Annotated in this window: 19 protein-coding genes; 5 read left to right on the top strand and 14 right to left on the bottom strand. The window is 71.2% G+C overall.

Translation table 11 applies throughout. From position 1 onward, the window contains the following. Positions 1-641 precede the first annotated feature (641 nt). The 4 genes from OG906_RS38365 to OG906_RS38350 form a co-directional block, all read right to left on the bottom strand. Positions 642-1,229 carry a hypothetical protein gene (locus OG906_RS38365; RefSeq protein ID WP_329448922.1) on the bottom strand — a complete coding sequence of 196 codons (588 nt, stop codon included), beginning with the start codon at positions 1,227-1,229 and terminating at the stop codon, positions 642-644. 3 nt (positions 1,230-1,232) lie between these two features. Continuing rightward, the gene (locus tag OG906_RS38360; RefSeq protein ID WP_329448921.1) at positions 1,233-2,753 is read right to left on the bottom strand and encodes an acyltransferase; all 1,521 of its coding nucleotides are present in this window, start codon (positions 2,751-2,753) and stop codon (positions 1,233-1,235) included. Positions 2,754-3,466: 713 nt separating this feature from the next. Beyond that, entirely contained in the window at positions 3,467-3,613 is a 147-nt protein-coding gene (locus tag OG906_RS38355) for a hypothetical protein (protein ID WP_329448920.1), read from the bottom strand. A gap of 140 nt (positions 3,614-3,753) precedes the next feature. Further along, complete coding sequence (locus tag OG906_RS38350; RefSeq protein ID WP_329448919.1) at positions 3,754-4,104, bottom strand: hypothetical protein; 351 nt, start codon at positions 4,102-4,104, stop codon at positions 3,754-3,756. Positions 4,105-4,323: 219 nt separating this feature from the next. Between OG906_RS38350 and OG906_RS38345 the strand changes: the two genes are divergently transcribed. After that, complete coding sequence (locus OG906_RS38345; protein WP_329448918.1) at positions 4,324-4,500, top strand: hypothetical protein; 177 nt, start codon at positions 4,324-4,326, stop codon at positions 4,498-4,500. Positions 4,501-4,924: 424 nt separating this feature from the next. After that, a complete protein-coding gene (locus OG906_RS38340; protein ID WP_329448917.1) occupies positions 4,925-5,650 on the top strand; it encodes a peptidylprolyl isomerase in 726 nt (241 codons plus the stop codon). Positions 5,651-7,913: 2,263 nt separating this feature from the next. Here the strand turns inward: OG906_RS38340 and OG906_RS38335 are convergent. The 7 genes from OG906_RS38335 to OG906_RS38305 all read right to left on the bottom strand — a co-directional run bounded on the left by OG906_RS38335 (position 7,914) and on the right by OG906_RS38305 (position 12,427). Then, positions 7,914-8,156: a helix-turn-helix domain-containing protein gene (locus tag OG906_RS38335; RefSeq protein ID WP_329448916.1), complete on the bottom strand. Its 243-nt coding sequence runs from the start codon at positions 8,154-8,156 to the stop codon at positions 7,914-7,916. Positions 8,157-8,750: 594 nt separating this feature from the next. Next, a complete protein-coding gene (locus OG906_RS38330; RefSeq protein WP_329448915.1) occupies positions 8,751-8,939 on the bottom strand; it encodes a hypothetical protein in 189 nt (62 codons plus the stop codon). After that, positions 8,930-9,790 carry a hypothetical protein gene (locus OG906_RS38325; RefSeq protein WP_329448914.1) on the bottom strand — a complete coding sequence of 287 codons (861 nt, stop codon included), beginning with the start codon at positions 9,788-9,790 and terminating at the stop codon, positions 8,930-8,932. The genes OG906_RS38330 and OG906_RS38325 overlap by 10 nt, the downstream gene beginning before the upstream one ends. A gap of 18 nt (positions 9,791-9,808) precedes the next feature. Continuing rightward, complete coding sequence (locus tag OG906_RS38320) at positions 9,809-10,093, bottom strand: hypothetical protein (protein ID WP_329448913.1); 285 nt, start codon at positions 10,091-10,093, stop codon at positions 9,809-9,811. After that, complete coding sequence (locus OG906_RS38315; RefSeq protein WP_329448912.1) at positions 10,090-10,338, bottom strand: hypothetical protein; 249 nt, start codon at positions 10,336-10,338, stop codon at positions 10,090-10,092. Before OG906_RS38315 ends, OG906_RS38320 begins: the two co-directional genes overlap by 4 nt. A gap of 120 nt (positions 10,339-10,458) precedes the next feature. Next, positions 10,459-10,704 (bottom strand): hypothetical protein, encoded by a 246-nt coding sequence (locus OG906_RS38310; RefSeq protein ID WP_329448911.1) that lies wholly within the window; start codon positions 10,702-10,704, stop codon positions 10,459-10,461. Positions 10,705-11,512: 808 nt separating this feature from the next. Next, positions 11,513-12,427, bottom strand: coding sequence for an alpha/beta hydrolase (locus OG906_RS38305; protein WP_329448910.1), 915 nt, complete (start codon positions 12,425-12,427; stop codon positions 11,513-11,515). Between the two features lie 106 nt (positions 12,428-12,533). On the opposite strand from OG906_RS38305, the gene OG906_RS38300 reads away from it, so the two are divergent. Beyond that, entirely contained in the window at positions 12,534-12,980 is a 447-nt protein-coding gene (locus tag OG906_RS38300) for a MarR family winged helix-turn-helix transcriptional regulator (protein WP_329448909.1), read from the top strand. A 147-nt stretch (positions 12,981-13,127) separates the two neighbouring features. After that, entirely contained in the window at positions 13,128-13,397 is a 270-nt protein-coding gene (locus OG906_RS38295) for a hypothetical protein (protein ID WP_329448908.1), read from the top strand. Here OG906_RS38295 and OG906_RS38290 read toward each other — a convergent pair. Together OG906_RS38290 and OG906_RS38285 are read right to left on the bottom strand one after the other, a co-directional pair. Continuing rightward, the gene (locus OG906_RS38290; RefSeq protein WP_329448956.1) at positions 13,369-13,737 is read right to left on the bottom strand and encodes a fic family toxin-antitoxin system, toxin component; all 369 of its coding nucleotides are present in this window, start codon (positions 13,735-13,737) and stop codon (positions 13,369-13,371) included. The genes OG906_RS38295 and OG906_RS38290 overlap by 29 nt on opposite strands. Positions 13,738-13,963: 226 nt before the next feature. After that, a complete protein-coding gene (locus OG906_RS38285; protein ID WP_329448907.1) occupies positions 13,964-14,098 on the bottom strand; it encodes a hypothetical protein in 135 nt (44 codons plus the stop codon). A 257-nt stretch (positions 14,099-14,355) separates the two neighbouring features. Between OG906_RS38285 and OG906_RS38280 the strand changes: the two genes are divergently transcribed. Beyond that, complete coding sequence (locus OG906_RS38280; RefSeq protein ID WP_329448906.1) at positions 14,356-14,493, top strand: hypothetical protein; 138 nt, start codon at positions 14,356-14,358, stop codon at positions 14,491-14,493. 885 nt (positions 14,494-15,378) lie between these two features. On the opposite strand, the gene OG906_RS38275 is transcribed toward OG906_RS38280, so the two are convergent. Beyond that, entirely contained in the window at positions 15,379-15,681 is a 303-nt protein-coding gene (locus OG906_RS38275) for a hypothetical protein (RefSeq protein WP_329448905.1), read from the bottom strand. Between the last annotated feature and the right edge of the window lie 842 nt (positions 15,682-16,523).

The following is a 16,523-nucleotide window of genomic DNA, read 5'->3' as shown; positions in this document are numbered from 1 at the left end:
GACGCGACGGCCCTACGGGCCGTCAAGATGCTGGGCGCTCCGCGCCCTTGGCGGGCCTCCGGCCCTGACTTTAGGTCACCTTCGGTGACCTAGGCGGGCCTTCGGCCCGAGGGGTCCGGCCTCCGGCCGAACCCTGGCCGGCAGCGGCGATGGGGGCTGCTGTCGCGCGTTTTCGCTGATCAGAGTGGTGGTGGAGGAGTTGGGGGTTTGGGCTTGGTGTTTGTGCACCTCAGCGCCTCCCACTCCCCTGAACAGCCGGCCCGTCGGCCGCTACGCGACCGAGAGTAGCGCACCATCAGACCGAACTGAACCCTCTACCGGGGCCCCCGGCCACCCGAACACAACCCTGACAAGAGGTCTATACCAATATGGTGAGTTTCAGATACGACAACTCGCCCACGAAACCCCGGAATTCGCCTGCGGCCTTATACGGAGGACGCCGAATGCGGAAATCTAGCGGGTTCAACTCGACTCCCAACTCCCGCATTCCCCCACACACCCCTCATGCAGGAAAGGCGCCCGCCGCATACGGTGAACGCCCTCCCGGGTCACGTGGGGCTAGTCGTCACATTCATGGTGCGACTCGACGATTTACCGATCTCCTGAAAGGTAGCCAAGGAAATCCGGGCCGGCTGCTGCTTTTAGGCACCGATACCGAGGGAACCGACGTATGCGTACGCCGCATAGTCGGAATCCAGGTCTGTGATGACGTCGTCCCAGATCTCGTCCAGGGTGGACATGTCGCCCTGGCTCCAGGCGTCTACCGCGTCGTCCCAGATGTACCGGGCCTGCACGGACCGCTCGCTGACGGTGGGCCGGCGGCGCTTCTCGTCCACCGCCGATTGGTCCACCGGGTAGATCTCGATCCGCCGACCTTGGCCGCCGTTGTCCAGGAGGCGTTTCAACGCCCCGGAGCGTACGAGGTTGGCCCGACGATGCTCCTGGTACGCCTTGTCCACGGCGTCCAGCTTCTCCCTACTGGGACGGACGCCGCGGTCCCAGGAGCGCAGCAGACGGGCGCTGACGCCATGGTGGGCGAGGACCTGCCGGCCGGGACCGCTGGACAGGTACCGCAGCCGCGCGGACAGGCCGCGCTTCGCGGTGACCGGCGTCGCAATACCGCCCTCCCCGGCGATCCGATCGATCTCGGCGGCCAAGGCCTGCGCACCGCTCATGCCTTGGGCGCCGTGTTTCTGCCATTCGCCCCAGAGGTCGGTTGCTCCGCTCACGGCCTACTCCCCCAGCGTGTAGATCGACTTGGCCTTGACCTGGGTGAGGTCGCGGCCTTCCGGGAACACCTGCTGCCAGTCACCGGCCACATGCAGTTCGTCGGTGCCGGACATTTCCACCACGGTCAGACCGGCGGCGTGCGCCTTATGCGCTTTCAGCCACAGGTTCGCGAATGCCTGGGAGCGGATGATGTGCATCCAGTCGGGGCGCCGGATTTCCCGATTCGCCGTGCTCTCACCGATGGTTGACACGAACTTAGAATACATGGATTTCACGTACTCATTTGTCACGTCATCGCCATTGGCGATGGCTTCTTTCCGGACCTCCGTGAGAGTGCGGCGCATTTTCTCCAACAGGCCCTCGGATGCTCCGGACGTCCACGACTCGTGAATGACCGGCGCCTGGCAGAACCCCAACTTCGCGCACCTCAGCAGGAGTCGCAGGGTGGGTTCGGTAATCCACAGGTCCCCCGGCTCCTTCCGGGCACCCAGCGGGGACGGCAGATCAGGCATCTCCCACACGGCCGGCGTGACCCGGTGGACACCCGAGCGCTTCGGGTTGTGCTCCGCGCCCTCGGAGTGGACGAGCTTGCCGATCGGCAACCACGTCTTCAACGCCGCGAGGTAGGCGGCGTTCATGTCCAGAGCGGTCACGTCGAGGCGGACATGACCGGCGCGCGCGGCGCGGTGCAATTCCTCCGCCCGCCACTTGGGGCGGCCCTCCCAGATCTGGTCAGCGCCCTTCTGCGACGCCTTCTGAAGGATGCCGGCCGTGGGCGGGAACTCGGAGTGCTCGTACCGGCCACCGACCCGAGACGCCGCGAACAGGTCCATCACGTCCGGGATGGCCGTCTTGATGAGGGCCGCCCGCGCCGCGTCCTGGTCGCCTCCGTGCGCGGCCAACTCGTGGTCCACACGGACACGGACACGATCCGCCGGCGGACCAGCCGGCGCCGCCACACGCTTGGGCACGGGCGGCACAGCCGGGGCCGGCACGGGGGCGCGCCGGGGCGCGGTCGTGGCCGGAGCCGGCTCGGCGGCGGGAGCGCGCCGACCCGGGGCACTGCGGGCGGCCTCGACCGGAGCCGGCTCGACCGGGCCCGGCTCGACCTGAGCGGGCTCGACCGGGCCCGGCTCGACCTGAGCGGGCTCGACCGGGCCCGGCTCGACCGGAGCGGGCTCGACCGGGGTCGGAGCCGGCTCGACCGGGCCGGGCTCGACCTGAGCCGGGGCCGGAATGTCGAGCGGCAGGAGGGTCTGAGTGGCGCCGGCGGCCACCCGGTCGGCGGGCAGGCGGGTCAGAGCATGCGTCGGGCCCGCCAAGAGGTCGAGGACGGACATGCCCCAATGCGCGGCGAGACGATCACAGTCGGCCAGACTCCAGGAGGCCAGACCCCGCTGCCTGCGGCTGATCTGGCTTTGCGTCAGCCCCAAGGCCGCTGCCACGTCGGCCTGCTGCTCCCCGGTGCGGTGGGTGACCGCGGTCACCGTCACCCGCAACGTCTCCTCGGTACTCATCACCATGAAATCCACCCTACCCGAGAAGCATGCGCATTCCGCATGTGAAGTGTGCAAAACGCACACCCGTGGCGGGTGTGAGGGCACCTCGCCTCCGCGCGGGCCTACTTCGAGCTCCACGGGACCCTGAACGCGCCGCGCGGCACCCGACCGCCTGGACAAGGCCGTGGGGCAGTGGCCGACGAACATCCGACGCCCCGACGGACTCGGGAAGAACCAAGGCCGCACCGGCCCGCGGCCGGAGAAGCCCACGGCCCTCGATCCGGACCGGAACCCGCGCGAGAGCGGATCGACCCTCGACTGCAGCGGCACCACGCCCACAGCCGGCGCGCCACCCGGCAACGGGACCGGGGCCGGCCGAACAAGGAGCAGCAACGCACACTCGACGAGCCGGGCGTCAAGAAGGCCGCACGGACCCGCAAGGCCCCCACGAAGGCCGCCGCAGCGTCCCTTGGCCGGACACGGGCGGCGGGGCGTTCCAGAAGGGCGTCGAGGCGCTCGCGCAGTACGTCGCACGGGAAGGCCGACTGCCCGGGCGCGGCGGCATCCAGATCCTGACCGACCGGACCGAACACCGCACCGGAATCCGGATCGGCAACATCAAAGCCCGCCACGACCGACTCGACCCGGAACAGCTCGCCCCGCTCGCCGAACTCGGCATCGACCGGGCGCGGTGACTCGGGGGCCGTTCCGGAATGCTGGAACGGCCGACGTCCGGTTCAGGTGTGCGGGTGGTCGTGGCCCGGCGGCGGGTGCTCCTGGCCAGGGAGTTCGGCAACGACGAGAAGCACGATCCGCTCGAACTCCCACTGCTTCCCCGGCAGCCCGTCGGCGGCAGCTCCATCGATCGCCTCCCGCAGCCGCATCGACCTCTCCTGTCACGGCCGGGAGGCCCGGAGGGCGGTCGCGCCGCGCGAGTGTGCCGTACGCACGGACCACCCCTTGCCGGGGTCGTACGCCAGGCCGTGCCGGCAGGGTGCGGCAGGACGTGGGCTGCCACACCGTGTCAACCGAGGGCGCCTCCCCCGCTCACGGTGCCCCCGCCGAATGATCCGCCGGTCTGGACGTTGTTGCCGGCGCACTGCGGGGACCCGATCCCGCCGCCGCACTCCACGACGTTGTTCACCTCCTGGTCGATGAGTGGCGCGCCGAGACCACCGCAGTGGTTGGTGGGGACACCCGGGGGAACGGCCGCGGTGAGGGCGCTCACCACACCGGCGGCATAGGCGGTGGCCGCCGAGGCCGGCGGACCACCCTGGTTGGTGCAGCGGTTGTCGTGGGCGCTGTTGCCGACGCCGACGACGTCGGTGGCACCCGCCGAAGTGGCGAAGGAGACCGGGAGAACGGCGGCTGACACGGCAACACCGCAGATCACAGCACCACGATAGGTAATCACCCCCTGCGATCCCCTGCCCCACGTCACGCTCCCTGGGCACACCGCGGCCCCCACGTCCGGGTGAGTCGTCACCGCGTACGCCCCGCGCCCCTGGCCGGCGCGGCCTGCCGGCGGTGAGCGGGGGCCGCGACGGCGGGCGTGGTGGAGCGCGAGCAGGCGAAGGCACCAGGTCGAGGGCGAGTGGCTGGATGCCGGATCATTCCCCGACGACAGCGCCGGCACCTCGGCGCCCCCTGCCAACAGGCAGTCGCCGAACTCGCCCGCACGCACCGAGGCCGGCCCGCCGCCGAGATCCTGCCCCTGCCGGCCCGCGAGGCCGACCGGGCACTGCTCGGCTTCTCGCCTGCGGACCTGTAGGGACAGGCACAGGCGATCAGCGGCGGCGAACGGTACGTCCTGCGCGTCACCGTCACCTGCCCCCTCCCCTCCCGGACGGCGGGGAGGAGTCTTACGGGGAGGTGTCGCCCCTGCCGGGCGGCGACGGTCAGGCGTCCGGGCGGGTCGGTCACCGGGCGGCCAGGGCCGGGGCACCGCGGGCGCGGGCGGCGGCGCTGCAACGTCTGGAACGACAGCCGGCCGACCGCGGTGTCCCGGACGACGAGCTCGCCGTCGAGGACCAGGCCGTCGGGGTGCTGCCCGGCGGCCGCCACCAGGTCCGACCGCCGCGGTCCTGGGCCGGCGCCCCTCGCCGGCCTCCTGTCGTTGGCCATTCCCGCCGACCACACCACGCTCTAGACTGCGACCGCTCCAAAACCTGGCGATCATCAGGAGGGCGCGCAAGATGAACCGAGCACTGATCAGCGCATTTGCGGCCGTGACGTTAGTCGTGTCCGGGGGAAGTGCCGCCACCGCTTCCGACGGCGCTCCGCCGCGTACCACGCACGGCCCTTGCCGGTACGCACAGACCCCGGACGAGCCGCCCGCGCGTCATGTTCCACTGCCGCCCGACCCGCGGCGCACCCCTGGCCGTGGCACGGTTGACATGGCTGTTGCGACCAGCCAGGGTCCGCTCCCGCTACGTCTGGATCAGGCCAAGGCGCCGTGCACGGTCCAGAGCTTCCTGCACCTGGCACGGCACGGGTTCTACGACCGAACGGTGTGCCACCGTCTGACGGCGTATCCGACGCTGAAGGTCCTGCAGTGCGGCGACCCGACCGGGACCGGTGAGGGAGGGCCCGGGTACAAGTACAAGGACGAGCTACCGGTGGATTTGCCACCCGCACCGACCGATCCGACCGGGGCGCGCCGCCTGTACGGGCGCGGCGTGCTGGCGATGGCCAACGCCGGTCCGGACACGAACGGCTCACAGTTCTTCGTCGTCTACGGCGACTCCGCACTACGCCCGAACTACACGGTGTTCGGCACGGTCGGCCCCGACGGCCTGGCCACACTCGACAAAACCGCCGCCGGAGGAATCGAGCCGACCGCGCAGGACCCGGCACCGGTCGACGGCACACCCGTGCTGCGGACCGAGCTCCTGCGCGTCCGGCTGTCCTGCCGGCATTGACACCCCCGCGGTGGCACCTGCCCGGGGGCCAGGCTGGGGGCCAGGGTGGCTGGGGGCCAGGGTGGGGGTGGTGGTCGACAGCGCCTCGCTGCTCTGGGAGATCCGGCACGTGACCTCGGAGCAGCAGAAGCGGCTCGGCGCGTACGCGGAGGCACTGACGGCCGACTCCGGCGGGAGCGGCGGGATCCACGGCTGGTGTCCTCGGAGCCCCGGGGCGTACTGTTGCCGGCCCTCCCTGGGCGGGCGCTGTCACCGGGCCGTCTGGCGCCGGCTCTTCGGCCGGAGGATCATCCGGTGGGCACGGGCCGTCGACCGGCGGCTGACCGGCCGAGGGCCCGGTACGAGCGGGCCGGGGGGAGGCACGCATGACCGCCGCGGAACACCTCAACCGGGCGGCCCTGTTGCGGTTCGACCAGGAGCGGCGGCTGGAGGGCTGTCGGCACGACACGGAGACCGCCGCCCGCCGGGGGGACGACCGAGCCCGGGCCCAGTCCTCACCCGATCGTGCGGCAGACCCCCTTCACCACCCGCTCCACCCTCTCTCGCTCATTATGTGTATCGCCAGCCACACGAACGGTCCCGCTACCAGAACGATCAGCAGCAGACAGCACGGTACCTGGGACGGCCCCTTGAGTGGCTCGGCTGCTACCTGCGGGGCCACTCGGCGCACGTCGTCGGCGTTATACCGCACCTTGGAGGCATACCCCGTAGTGGTTGGCCAGCTATCCGTTGCTATCCGCACCCCATGGGCCAGCGCATTCACATACACCGAGTGAGTACGGACGCCCGGCCACAAGTAGCTCACCTCGCGAGCCGTCAGCATGACCTTCTCTTCCTGCGCCATCATCCGCCCTTCCCCCCGGCAACCGGTGGCACGAGACCATGAACTGTCCCATAGTCAGGCGTAGTTCGTCCCCCAATCGAAGCCCGCTGGAGTGCTTCCCGGGCGGCCGGATCCTAGTCACCGTCCCCACCCCGGACCTGCTCGCGCAGAACGCCCAGGCGTGGCGGCTGGTAGGCCACCGGACCCCGATGATCGCCGTCTGCTCGCCGACCGTCTCGACCCAGGTCCACAGCAGCGGGGGCCGCCACCGGGTTGGGTGGCGGCCCCCGCTGCTGTGTGGGATCCGGCTCCTGCTCTGGCCACCGCCAAGAAAGCCCGCCGTACCTGCCGCAGGGACCGCGGTTACGTCATCCCCGCGCCCTCGGCTGCCGCTGTCCGTGTGCAGAGCCCACCGGCTGACCAGCCACCACCGGACCTGCCGCGGAGTAGAAGCCCTCAGACCCGTGTGGTCCGGGGCTACTCCGTCTTGTGTCGCACGAGTGCGAAATCAGGCGACCTTACCCAGTAGATACCCCTGGAGCGGCCATCTGGTCAGTCCAGCCGTATTTCAGTTGGCCGGCCCGCTTCCGTTGCGGCAGTACCGGATCGCCCCGGTGGGACCGGATCGAAGACAGATGTCCAGGTGGACGGTAGTACTCCCGCTGAAGGAGATCGTGTGACCCGTGGTGCACGTACCGGCCCCGTTCGCGTCCTCGATGGACACGTAGTGCGTGCCCCCGCTGTCGGTCCACGAGGCTCGGCCCCAAGCGCGAAGTCCGTCAGCCTGGTTGTCGCAGACCCGGAACGTGTCCGGGCCTTCCCACTGAGCGATTCCGCCTGGGGCCCCAGAGTCGGTAGTGACAACCTGCCAGTCGGTGCTGGCCGAAGCCGGGCCGGAAACCATGAGGGTTGCCGCACCGGCGAAGAGCAGGACACCGAGTGCTTTCATCGGCTTGTTGCGGACAGACGACAGTTTGTTCATGACCTCACCCTCACCTGCTCGTATCTGATGGACAACCAGCCCTTTCCAGCCAACAAGCTCGACCTCGTACTGCTCGCACATATGCGAGCCACGGGAAATGGGGAGAACCGCGCGCCGCACTGTGGCTGCCTGACCCAGCGACGCCGCACTGCACGTGGCCCCGACAGGTCAGCCACCACGGCTTGTTCCCCCCAGGTCAGACGGGTCCGAGACGCTCGTATCTGCCCTTGACTGCGCAAGCGCGGTGCATCGGATCCCGCCGCCGGGGTGCCCCTCCGTCCTCGGCGCATCCGCGTCCCCGTGCTCCTCGCACCGGGACACCGGGACCAGGCACGTGCCGAGCGGGCCGGCCTTTCGCTCGCCGTCTGACCTGTTGACGGCCGGTGCGCCCCGCCCTCCATCGCGCCCGCTCGACGGTTGCCTCGTCCGGCCCGCCGTCCCGAGTCCGTGCCCGGGAGTCATCCGTACTGCCTCGCCGCAAGGCGCCGGTGTTCCTGCGGGGAGACGCCGTAGGCAGCGCGGAACGTACGACTGAAACCTGCGGCGTCGGTGAAGCCCCAGCGTGTTCCCACCGCGTGCACGGGCAGCGCCGCCAGCAGCGGATCCAGGAGATCGGCGGAACAGCGTTCCAGTCGACGCCTGCGGATCGTCTCGGACACCGATTCCTTGCGTCCCGCGAAGAGCTGGTGCAGGAACCGCACGGAGATGTGGTGGTGTGCGGCGATGACGGGCGGGCGAGAGCTGCGGATCGGCGAGGTTGTCCTCGATGAAGAGGTCGAGCCTTCTCAGCAGCAGCTGCCGACGTGTCCGCGGCGGCAGGCGGGCCGAGGCGTCGATGGGGTGGGCGAGGAACGCGGTGGCCAGGTCCCATGTCATGACGCCGACGCGCTGCCCGTCCCCCTCCGTGAAGGTCTTTGCCTCCTGGACGATCGACACGAGGTGACGGGCGAAGACCGCTCCCACCCCTGTCGCGGAGGGGCGGGCGGGGGCGGGGGCCGGGATGGCCGGGGCGGGCGCGGGTGCCTTGTTGGCGGCCGCGGTGGTGACGGCGGCGACGGCCTGGTCGACGCCCGCTCCGGCATCGCGCGCGTCGAGGAGGATCCGGGCGACGTCGATACCGCGAGCGTCGAGTTGGCCCATCACTGCCGCGATGTCGGGCCAGGCCGGGGAGGCGAGGATCGCGTCGCGCACCAGGCCCTCGGGCATCGTCGCCTTCAGGAGGTCGGCCCACCGGTCGGTGCCCTCCGCCTTCGTCCGGGCCGCGTTCGCGACCACGGCCTGGTGGACCGCTGCGGTCATGCGGCCCATCTGCGGCAGGAACGTGCCGAGGTCGGGGGTGGGACGCCGGTCAGGCCGACTGCCTCCCGCAACAGGACGGCCGCCTCGCAGGCGGCCTTCGCCTGCGCCCGGTACTGCTGCGCACGGTGCCAGTCGACAGCGGCCTCCACCGCCTCCACGAGCGCGAGCAGCAGCGTCAGCACCACCGCGGCGCCGCCGACCCGGGCTGCGCACGGGGCGTCTTCCAAGGCCCTCGTCGAGGCGCGCCATCCGGCACGGGCCCGGCCCTCCAGACAGCGGGCGCCGGGGGGCGCGGGCGGCCTGCTCGAACGCGTCGGCCGCCGCCTAGACGCGGTCTCGGACGAGAGCCGGGGCATGGGCGGCGGCTACCGCCAGGAGGTCTCCGAGGGCGGCGACGTCGCCAGCGCCTTCGTCCTGCCCGGCCCGGCCCGGCCCGGCCCAGGAGAGCGGACGCTTCGCGGATCCGGTGCTTGGCCAGCGCCCAGTCGGCCTCGGTGACAAGGGGTTCGTAGCGTTCTCGGACGCGGGGCAGGGACAGGTCGTAGGCGAGCGTCGAACCCGCGAACCAGACCGGACGGGTACCGCCGTCGGCGCGATCCCCGGGCAGCGCGACCGAGTACCCCACCAGAGTCCCGTCGTCGTCTCGGCGTTCGTGCACGCGCAAGCCCGCGTCGCGGAGCCGGTTGAGGAAATCGGTGCCACCGCGGGCGAGCGCGGCCGCGGTGCGGACGGTGCGCTGCGGCACCTCCCGGGCCGTCTCCGCGAGGCCGCGGCGGGCGGCTTTCTCGGCCTCGCCGGTGACCGGGCGGCGGCGCGCGGTGCGGTCGAACGGGGACATCGGGGTGAGGCCCCAACGGGCCTCGAAGGCGCGGGCGGCGGTGTGCATGTTGAGGATGTCGCCGCGCACGCGGGGGTGCCGGCCGTCCTGGCGGGCGAGGGTCGCCGCGATGTGGATGTGGTCGTCCGCGTGGTGTACGGCGATCCACCGGCAGGCCTGTTCGTCGCCGTGCTCCGCGATGCCCGCGGCGTGCACCATGGCGGCCGCGGCCTCCGCTCATTCCGCGTCCGACAGCACGCGATCGCCGGCGTGATTGCGGACCGAGACGTGCCACACGTGCTCGGCCGGCTTCGGGCCGCGCAGCGCCTCCACCGGGGCGTCCGGGAGCAGCGCCAGATCGGCTGGCGACATGCGTCCGGGTGTGCGGGCCGGGCACGGCAGATCCGGATCCCAACCCGCGACGAGGCGAGGGTCGACATGCTCGTCACGCTCACCCGGACCGAAGAGATAGTCCAGGAGATCGATCGTCGTCGAACCCGTCTCCGCCTTCTTCGGCATCACGACCGCGGGCGCCTCTCTCGCATCACCTGGACCGTCGCCCCGTCCACCCGGGCCACCGCCGCCAACGCCGCTTCCACCACGACGACGGTCGACTCCGGGAGGCCGGCCACGGGCGGGCCGCCGGCGGTCAGGGCGCGGAGCGCGGCGACGTTCTCCCGCAGGTGAACCCGGGCCTGGACCAGCTCCCGCAGCACGTCCCCGGCATCCCGCGAGACCGGCACCAACACGTGTTGCGCGACCGCCATCACCTGCCGTCCCGCCCACGACGCGGGCGACATCCCCTCCCGCCCCGCGGCCAGCCGGACGACCTACAGCTCCGCGTCGTTGAACGACAGATTCACCCGCCGTCCACGCGGCGCGGGACGTCAGCCGCTCACGCCGCCGGTCCCGCCCACGGCCGCCTGGCCTTGGGCGCGGGTGTAGAAGCCGGTCTTCGTCGCCACCCGCACCGCGGGGAAGGCGTCCAGGACCGGGCGGAGCTCCGCGTGGGCGGCGCAGGCGCCGTAGTTCGGGGCGGTGTGGATCCAGCCGGTCCCGCCCTCGCACGCGGTCCGCGCCGCTTCGGCGGCGGCGCGGACTCGGTGAGTGCCGAGGGCTGCTTCGGCCGTCACCGGCTGGCCCCGATCACGGTGGCGGCCTGGCCCTGCACGAGAACGCTGAGTAGCGCCGCGACGTCGGCGGCGGGCAGGCCCGCCTGTTGGGCGAGTTCGCCGAGCGTGGCCGGCTGCCCGGTTGTCAGCCGGGTGAGGAGGGGGCCTGCGGGGGGCGGCGAAGTCCCACGCGGTGCCGGCGGCGGCGAGCGTCCACTCCCCCGTGTCGGGGTTCTGGTCGAGGCGAGCGCGCGGGCAGGTCAGCCGGACGGTCAGGTCGGGGTCGGGGTCGGGGTCGGGGTCGGCGGGGACTTGGTCCCGGTTCCGGGATCATTCCCGACACAGGCGCCCGGCCGCCGACGCCGACGCCACCTTTGACCCCTGCAGGCTCCGCGCGGCCGGCCCCGGCTCACTTCTGATTCCGCCGCCTGCGCTCCTGGCACTGCACCTTGCTGCAAGCGGGATCCGAGCTCCCGCACCAGGTACAGCGTGGCCGCCCTGTACACGCGCGCCGGCCTGGCAGGCCGGCGGGTGGAGCCCGCCCAGGTCCTCCTTCGCACGTCGGCCCAGGCGGGCCCGCTGACCCGCGTGGCCATGACCGTCGCGCCCGCCCGCTCCGCGGTTATCCGTAGCCGGCGCACGTGAAGGCGCGCGGCATTTTCTCGGCTGTCGTTGATGTCCGGCGGCATGCCGTCGTGCTGGAGAGCTGTCTGGAGGCCGGCGAGGGCCAAGGCTCTTCGCTTTACCCGAAGAGATTCCCTTCGGCCCCCTGGAGTTCCCCGGCAGCAGGATGTGTGGAATCGGGCGACGTCCTCCCGGTCGGCAGGCGTCAGTGGGCGAGTTCGAGGCGCTCGACGCCCAGGTGTGTGGTGAGGAAGCGGGCGGCGCGGTCGAGTGCGGCGTCCGCCTCGTCGAGCCGGCCGTAGTTGAGCTGGAAGACGTGGGGAAGGCCGGGCCCGATTTCGAGCGTGACGTCGACGTCGTCGGCGCCCGCACGGCCAGCCAGCCGGACGGCGTCGTCGAGCAGCACCTCGTTGGCTCCGACCTGCACGAGCAGTGGGGGCAGCCCGGTGAGGTCGGCGAGCACCGGGCTCGCCAGGGGGTGTGTGCGGTCGGCCGAGGCGGCGTACAGATCGGCATAGGCGCGTACGTCGGCCTCGGTGAAGATGGGGTCGGCATCCTCTTTGGAGCGCATGCTCTCCCCGGTGAGGGTGAGGTCGGCCCACGGGGAGAAGGTGACCAGGGCGGCTGGTTGCGGGAGTCCGGCCTCGCGGGCCGCGAGTAGGGTGGCGATGCTCAGACCGCCACCGGCGGAGTCGCCGGCCACGACGAGTTCCCGCGGGTCGGTACCCGTTGCCAGCAGCTCGCGGTAGGCAGCGAGCCCGTCGTCGACGGCCGCGGGGAAGGGGTGCTCTGGCGCCAGCCGGTAGTCCACCGACACCGCTCGCAGCCCGGTGCGCAGGGCCAGTTCACCGGCGAGCCCGGCGTGGGTGTGGGGTGAGCCGACGACGTAGCCGCCGCCGTGCAGGTAGAGCAGCCGGCCGCGGCCGGAGAGTTCGGCCGGTATCAGCTCCAGGGCCGGCCGCCCGCCCAGGACGGTCGTGCGGGTGACCACGCCGTCCGGCGCGGGCCTGGTCAGAGCTGCGGCGAAACCGCTGCGCTGCTCCTCGACAGTGGGCGGCGTCCCGCCGCGCGGAGCGGAACGGAGCAGGGCATCCAGAGCCTCGCGCTGCTGTCGGGACATGGTGGCCTCCAGTGATCAGGATGAGAAGATGGATTCCCAGGAATCAATCTCTCAGAGTTAACCACATTCCAAGGAAGATGATTCCTAGGAATCTATCGGAGGTGTCGTGAGCCACATCACATCGATCTTCACTGATCTCGTCCGCGTCGAGACCCGGCTCTACAACGCGGTGAACGCCCGGCTGCGCACCGAACAAGATCTGGGCCTGGGGCAGTTCGAGTTTCTGGAGATCATCGACCGCGTGCCGGAATGCCGCGTGCTCGACATCGTCGGCGAGCTGGCCATCACAGTGGGAGCCGTCAGCAAGGCCGTCGATCGACTGGTGGCCGCGGGCTGGTGCGTGCGGGTCGCGCACCCCCAGGACCGCCGCTCGTCCGTCCTTCGCCTCACGCCCGAGGGCAAGGAACAACTGGCCGCCTCCCGCACCGTCGTCACCAGCGAACTCACCGCGCTCACGGCGACCGTTCCCCCTGACGAGCTGAACCGCATCGCCTCGACCCTGGCCGCCCTCCGCGCGACCCTTGAGGCAGGCTCCCTCGGCCAGCCGGGCTGAGCTTGACCCATGAGGTCCACGAAGATCATCGCGACCTCAAGGATCAAGCCGACAAAGGGACCCCCTGCTGGTACCGGCCCCACTGCCGCAGGCCTGGGGCGGTGACCGGTGGTGGTGGCAGGGCCTTGTCCCGGCATGGACATGGACATGGACGACGAAGACTTCCTCGGCTTACTCCTGGACGCCACCACCGACACCGACCTGAAGCTGCCCACCGGCAACGACGCCGGAACCGTCATGATGCTGCCGGGCCTCCTTGAGGAGGAGACCCGCTCCGAGGAGGTACATGACGCCGCGGGACAGATGCGCTTCTGCCTCGGCTCACGCCTTGTCCTGCCCGCCGAGGCCACCGGCCCGCGCCGGCCTCAAAGTGTTGCCCGGCCTGCCGTCAGCTCCAGGTGCGCAGGAGTTCGGTGACGCGGGCGGTGGTCGAGCGGGGTTCGTACAACTCGTGGGCCAAGGCGGTGAGCTGTTCGCGGGTGGGGTCGGCGGGGATGCCGCTGGCGTTGAGGTACATCACGGCGGTCGCGCAGGCGACGGCGAGGTTGGAGCGTTCCATCCAGCGGCAGCGGCCCAGGATGTGGACGAGAGCGGCGGCGCGGGCGTAGGGGTTGTCGTAGACGGCCTGTTCGAGGAGTTCGGCGCGGTGGCGGGCGACCGCGGCGATCGGGACGCCGAGGTCTTCGGGTGCGGGGTCGCGGTGGCCGGCGCCTTCGGCGATTTCCAGGATCCAGGTCAGGTCGACGTGCAGGGACATGCTCACGCAGCGGCGCCCCTGCTGTCGCCCGAAGCGGTAGGGGTGTTTCGCACTGCCCATCCCAGCAAGGCAGCAGGGTGGTAGCAGGCGGGACAGAGCCAAGCGACGCGCATCGGCCCGGAAAGGGCACTGGCGGGGCTGCGCTCGGTCGGGCAAGCAGCGGTTACACGCGGGAGGGTGGCCGCCCTGTCGACAGGGCGGCCACCCTCCGCCGTACCGCCGGCGACTACGGCGCCAAGGTGAACTCCACCAGCGAGCCGCCGCAGCCGGCTGCGATGTACAGGAGCCGGTCCCGCTCCAGCTCATCGACAGCCAGGCCCCAGCGGCTCTTGGCCGCAGTCCACTCGCGCCGTACCAGCACACCGCGTCCGCCGACGGCGGCAGCCACTCCGCCGGTTCCTGGTCGGACTTTTGACGGTTCGAAGGCACAGACCGAAGACCGAACCCGACAACCAAACCCCAATATAAGAAAGTCCGGCCAGTCGCCGGCCGGGCGATACCGGGTTTGACCAGGGACGACATCGAGGGGGCGTCGTACCCGCTTCCCCCGATGTCTTCCCCCTTGTTTTCCCCATGTGTACCGGGACGTCAGGGACGCCGACGACCTGGAATTCGCCCATGGCGAGGCTGGTGGAGCTCGCGCGGGTGACGGGCAGGGTGCCGCTCTGGCCCGCGCCCTCCCACCGGACGTCCCAGGTGCTGGTGGCGGTCACCGGGTACCGGCCGCCGGGCGCCTGCGCGCTGGTGCGGGTGTAGGTGTGACCGCAGGTCGGGGACGACCGCTTGCCGAAAGCCGGCTCATACGGCGCCCCGGGACCGGCGCAGGGGACGGTGGCGCCGGCGCCCATCGACCACACCACGGTGCGCACCCGGGCGGTCGCGGTGACCGTGACCGACCCGGCCGACGCGGAGGCCGACGTCGGACCGGTGCGGGACGGACCCGGGTTGGACCACATCCACACCGGCATCCCGACCAGGCCCGTGCCGTCCGGGCGCGGCACGATCCCGATGTCCGGCCCCTCCAGGAGCAGCCGCTCGACCGCTTGCTGCGCGAGGGCCTGGACGTCGACGCCGCCACCGGCCGGGCCGGTCGCGGACCAACGCAGGCCCCCGCGGATCTCGTCACCAGCGCTGTTGGGGCAGGTCACCAGGTACAGCGATCCGCCCGGATCCCCGGGCCTCCAGCCGGCCGGAGCAACGGTGTCGAAACCGGCCGGGAGGGCGTACGGGGTGTCGAGGGGGCACCAGTAGCAGGAGTCCGCCGCGCTGAATCGGCCCATCTCAGGGGTGCAGCAGCGGACTTCCGCGCCGTCGATCACGCACGCGGCCGGCTTGCCCGACCCGTCGCCGCCGGGCTTGCCAGGCCCCTGCCCAGGCTTGCCCGGCAGGGGCTTGCCCTGGTCCTGAGCTGTGATGTCGCAGTCCAACTCCCGGGGAGGACAGATGACTCCCCCGCCGTCCGCGAGAGCCGGCGCGGCGTGCGCGAGGAGCAGCCCGGCGGCTGGGGCGAGGGCGGTCGGGCGGGGGCGGGTCAGCACGTGCAGTCTCGCTCGATCGTGGACATGTAGATCTGCCAGGGGCCCGTCTTGGTGCGTTGGGCGGTGGAGGTCACCACGTGGCGGCGCGGCCCCGACGGGGCCGTCACAGGCTTCCCGGCGGCCTTGGCGACCTTGTGTAGGCGGAGGAGTCCACGCAGTCCGTGATCGACGCCCGCCAGGTGTCCCCACTCGTGTCAAGGGAGCCGAGCTTCCAGGAGTGGACCGGGGCGCCCTTCATCACGGTACCGCGCCGCGGGTACCAGAACAGGGTTGCCTTGATGTCGGCCAACGCCTTGTCCGTCGCGTGCTTCTCCAGCTCCGGGTCCAACAGGGTGCTCGCGTACGACCGCGTCTCCGCCGCCGTCAGGGCCGCGTACACCGTCAGGACCGCCGTCTCCTCGGCCACCCGCGGATCAGCCGCCGGCACCACCGACGACGACGCCACCGACGCCACCGCGGCCGGCTTCCCGCCCGACGACGCACCACCACAACCCCGCCATCAGACAGAGCCCCACCCCAAGCCCCGCAACCCCTAACCCCCGCAACCGCACCGCGCCTCCCACGTCCGTGACCATCACGACACGCCAGCGCCACCCACCCCCACAATCCCCCGACTTCCAGCCGCACCCCGACCAGCCCACCCGCCAACCTCGAACCCTTCCCCATCCCCACAACCAAGTCCGGCCAGTCCCCGACCCGAAACCCAGGCCTGACCAGGGAGAACGAGCACAAGCGCCCGAGGAGGTTGCCGTCGGCGGCGCCGGTGCCGGTTTGTGAGTCGTACCGGATGTGGCCAGGCGTGCGAGCATCAGAAGTGAGCTCTGATGTCTGGCGCTGGGGTCGAACATCGGGTCAAACATGGGGGGAGGCGGGTACGGCGCTCCCTCGGCGTCGTCCCTGTTCAGGCCCAGGGATTGCGTCTCTCAGCGAAGACGATCTCGCTGACCTCTACTCCCGTCTGTGCCGATTCGACGACCGCCCGCAAGGTGTTGGTGGGGGTGCCCGCGAGTGGAACGAAGTGGTCGACATCGAGCCGTCCCGCAGTCCGGTCAGGATTCCGTCAGTGGGGGCGTCCGCGAGGAACCAGTTGCTGTAGCCCGGCACGCCCTGTGACCAGGAGCGTCGGTAGCCTGGGGGGCGGAACGCCTGCACTGTTACACATCACCGACCAGAATGGTGCCCGCGTCGGCAGAACTGACGGTGACCGGGGCCAATGTGTGAGCTGCGCCGGCGCCCCCCGGCGGCCGG

It is taken from the genome of Streptomyces sp. NBC_01426, from assembly GCF_036231985.1.
Taxonomy (GTDB): Bacteria; Actinomycetota; Actinomycetes; order Streptomycetales; family Streptomycetaceae; genus Streptomyces.
Note: the sequence above shows the minus strand (reverse complement) of the source record. Positions and strands in the feature narration are given on the sequence as shown.

What these genes read in the sequence shown, in the direction of transcription:
- OG906_RS38360 (WP_329448921.1), bottom strand. Translation starts at nt 2,753, where the DNA reads ATGGTGATGAGTACCGAGGAGACGTTGCGGGTGACGGTGACCGCGGTC.
- OG906_RS38355 (WP_329448920.1), bottom strand. Translation starts at nt 3,613, where the DNA reads ATGCGGCTGCGGGAGGCGATCGATGGAGCTGCCGCCGACGGGCTGCCG.
- OG906_RS38340 (WP_329448917.1), top strand. Translation starts at nt 4,925, where the DNA reads ATGAACCGAGCACTGATCAGCGCATTTGCGGCCGTGACGTTAGTCGTG.
- OG906_RS38325 (WP_329448914.1), bottom strand. Translation starts at nt 9,790, where the DNA reads ATGGTGCACGCCGCGGGCATCGCGGAGCACGGCGACGAACAGGCCTGC.
- OG906_RS38315 (WP_329448912.1), bottom strand. Translation starts at nt 10,338, where the DNA reads ATGGCGGTCGCGCAACACGTGTTGGTGCCGGTCTCGCGGGATGCCGGG.
- OG906_RS38305 (WP_329448910.1), bottom strand. Translation starts at nt 12,427, where the DNA reads ATGTCCCGACAGCAGCGCGAGGCTCTGGATGCCCTGCTCCGTTCCGCT.
- OG906_RS38295 (WP_329448908.1), top strand. Translation starts at nt 13,128, where the DNA reads ATGGACGACGAAGACTTCCTCGGCTTACTCCTGGACGCCACCACCGAC.
- OG906_RS38290 (WP_329448956.1), bottom strand. Translation starts at nt 13,737, where the DNA reads ATGTCCCTGCACGTCGACCTGACCTGGATCCTGGAAATCGCCGAAGGC.
- OG906_RS38280 (WP_329448906.1), top strand. Translation starts at nt 14,356, where the DNA reads ATGGCGAGGCTGGTGGAGCTCGCGCGGGTGACGGGCAGGGTGCCGCTC.